2 tRNA genes and 2 rRNA genes (1 of these 4 cut by a window edge) are annotated in these 2,500 nt (G+C 53.1%); all 4 read left to right on the top strand.

Going from position 1 to position 2,500, the window contains the following annotated elements:
• Nucleotides 1-15, top strand: a 16S ribosomal RNA gene (locus tag ACODS2_RS23085) (it extends 1,468 nt beyond the left edge of the window).
• A gap of 191 nt (nucleotides 16-206) precedes the next feature.
• Nucleotides 207-283, top strand: a tRNA-Ile gene (locus ACODS2_RS23080).
• 27 nt (nucleotides 284-310) lie between these two features.
• Nucleotides 311-386: transfer RNA gene (locus tag ACODS2_RS23075), tRNA-Ala, on the top strand.
• Nucleotides 387-631: 245 nt separating this feature from the next.
• Nucleotides 632-2,500: ribosomal RNA gene (locus ACODS2_RS23070) — 23S ribosomal RNA — on the top strand; the annotation flags it as partial.

Here is a 2,500-nt window from a genome sequence, read left to right as displayed (position 1 = left end):
TGGATCACCTCCTTTCTAAGGATCGATCGGAAAGCGCCATCTCTTGTAGGTGGAAGGGCTTCCAATCTTTTCAAAGAACATGCCGTCGTCCTCATGTCCCTTCATCACTGGAGATTAGCGCAGCGTTTGGCTGCGTTATAAGCCTGAGCTGGTTATCAGCCGCCCGCGGCGCGCCCTAGGGGTGTTTGCCAGCTTTGGTGCGGTATGGGCCGGTAGCTCAGGTGGTTAGAGCGCACGCCTGATAAGCGTGAGGTCGCAAGTTCAACTCTTGCTCGGCCCACCATATCCGCATTTTGCACGACATGGTTATGGGGCCTTAGCTCAGCTGGGAGAGCACCTGCTTTGCAAGCAGGGGGTCATCGGTTCGATCCCGATAGGCTCCACCATGCCTAGACAACTACTCCAGAGATGAAGACACGATATCCGGCTGTAATGGCCGGTCAGCGGGATTTGCCCGCGCTTCTTTGACATTGTGAATGGGTTTTTAATCGATGCCGTGGTGCATTGGTGCGTGGTTCAAGGACCATGCGCGGATGCGTCACTTACAGATGTTGAATCTGGCTGAGATTATTCGTCCACATCTGAAAACAGCGGCAGCGTATGCAAGGTTGTCGTTGATGGTGTGGATTCTCAAGCGTGAGGTAAGAGCATTTGGTGGATGCCTTGGCATGTACAGGCGATGAAGGACGTGGCACGCTGCGATAAGCGTCGGGGAGTTGTGAGCAAACTTTGATCCGGCGATTTCCGAATGGGGAAACCCACCTTCACCATTTCTTCCATGTTCCGAGCGATCGGGATGCGGGAGAGGTGGATTAGGTATCACTAAGCTGAATAAAATAGGCTTGGTGAAGCGAACCCGGGGAACTGAAACATCTCAGTACCTGGAGGAAAAGACATCAACCGAGATTCCGTTAGTAGTGGCGAGCGAACGCGGACCAGGCCAGTGCCTCTTTTTCAACTAGCAGAACACTTTGGAAAGAGTGGCCATAGCGGGTGACAGCCCCGTATGCGAAAGTGATGAAAGAGGACTCGAGTAGGGCGGGACACGTGTAATCCTGTCTGAACATGGGGGGACCACCCTCCAAGCCTAAATACTCGTACATGACCGATAGCGAACCAGTACCGTGAGGGAAAGGTGAAAAGCACCCCGATGAGGGGAGTGAAACAGTACCTGAAACCGAATGCTTACAAGCAGTAGGAGCCTCTTTAGGGGGTGACTGCGTACCTCTTGCATAATGGGTCAGTGACTTAGTTTATCATGCGAGCTTAAGCCGTTAGGTGTAGGCGCAGCGAAAGCGAGTCTGAATAGGGCGCTAGAGTATGATGAATTAGACCCGAAACCCGGTGATCTAGGCATGACCAGGCTGAAGGTGCGGTAACACGCACTGGAGGGCCGAACCGTTGAATGTTGAAAAATTCTCGGATGAGTTGTGTTTAGGGGTGAAAGGCCAATCAAACCGGGAAATAGCTGGTTCTCCGCGAAATCTATTGAGGTAGAGCGTCGGATGTATGCCGATGGGGGTAGAGCACTGGATGGGCTAGGGGGTCGCGAGATCTACCAAACCTAACCAAACTCCGAATACCATCGAGTCTTATCCGGCAGACAGACGGCGGGTGCTAAGGTCCGTCGTCAAAAGGGAAACAGCCCTAACCTACAGCTAAGGTCCCCAAGTCATCACTAAGTGGGAAAGCATGTGGGATTTCCAAAACAACCAGGAGGTTGGCTTAGAAGCAGCCATCCTTTAAAGAAAGCGTAACAGCTCACTGGTCTAAATAAGAGATCCTGCGGCGAAGATGTATCGGGGCTAAAGTGATGCACCGAAGCTTAGGGTTCAGTCTTTTGACTGAGCGGTAGCGGAGCGTTCCGTAGGCCGATGAAGCGATCTGGTAATGGGTCGTGGAGGTATCGGAAGTGCGAATGCTGACATGAGTAGCGACAAAGAGGGTGAGATGCCCTCTCGCCGAAAGACCAAGGGTTCCTGCTTAAAGCTAATCTGAGCAGGGTGAGCCGGCCCCTAAGACGAGCCCGAAGGGGGTAGTCGATGGGAACCACGTTAATATTCGTGGGCCTGGTGGTGTGTGACGGATCATGTGTGTTGTCACTCCTTAACGGATTGGAGTGGCTTCGAAATGGTTCCAGGAAATAGCCCCACCGTATAGACCGTACCCGAAACCGACACAGGTGGTCTGGTAGAGTATACCAAGGCGCTTGAGAGAAGTATCCTGAAGGAACTCGGCAAATTGCCTCCGTACCTTCGGAAGAAGGAGGCCCCACGTATGCGCAAGCACTCGTGGGGGGCACAGGCCAGGGGGTAGCGACTGTTTAGCAAAAACACAGGACTCTGCTAAGTCGGCTTCAAGACGACGTATAGGGTCTGACGCCTGCCCGGTGCCGGAAGGTTAAGAGGAGGAGTGCAAGCTCCGAATTGAAGCCCCGGTAAACGGCGGCCGTAACTATAACGGTCCTAAGGTAGCGAAATTCCTTGTCGGGTAAGTTCCG

Source organism: Novosphingobium sp. FG137 (assembly GCF_057809735.1).
Note: the sequence above shows the minus strand (reverse complement) of the source record. Positions and strands in the feature narration are given on the sequence as shown.